We start from the raw sequence: 655 nt of genomic DNA, 5'->3' as shown, positions 1-655 counted from the left end.
CAAAATTTAGCAGGAAAAAAGCGGAACTCGCAGGGGTGAAAAAAGCCTCGGTTCCCTTGATCAGCAGCTATCAAAAACCAACCCCGTGATTGGCCGTATCGAAGATCAAATCATAGAAATCCGCAGCGCTCTGACACTGCTGCAAGCAAAGTATACCGACAGCCATAGCTCAGTGCAGGCCAAGCAAAGAGAACTCAACCGCTTAGAAAGCGAACGTAATCTACTACTTGAAGTAGACCAACCCAATATTACCAGCGATCAGTTGTGGGATATTGCCAGTAGTAGCAACCTATCCGACCTAAAGAACGTTCAGCCGTTACTTGTGACGCAACTACATAGTTTACAATTACTCCGCAGTCGCTATGAGTCACTAACGGAAGAAACCAAAAGTCTTGAATCTATGATCCTGTCAATCGAAGAAGAAGCGCAAAATTTTGGTGATACTGCACAACTTATGTATCGCTTGAAGCGCGATGCTCAAATCAAACGTCAGCTCTACGATGAATTGCTTCAACGATATGAAATGGCGCAATTAACCGGTTCTCTTGGTGTGTTTGAAGAAAATAAACGCGTCAAGATTATTGATCTGCCTTATACACCAAGTTCAGCAGCCAATTTGCCGACAATAATTTATATTTTAGCCGGGCTCATTGGC

The 655-nt window shown here is 43.7% G+C and carries 1 pseudogene; it reads left to right on the top strand.

Annotated elements, in window-relative coordinates:
- Positions 1 to 655, top strand: a pseudogene (locus RH85_RS03765) (chain-length determining protein); the annotation flags it as partial.

Source organism: Vibrio ichthyoenteri ATCC 700023, assembly GCF_000222605.1.
In the GTDB taxonomy this organism is placed as follows: domain Bacteria; phylum Pseudomonadota; class Gammaproteobacteria; order Enterobacterales; family Vibrionaceae; genus Vibrio; species Vibrio ichthyoenteri.
Note: the sequence above shows the minus strand (reverse complement) of the source record. Positions and strands in the feature narration are given on the sequence as shown.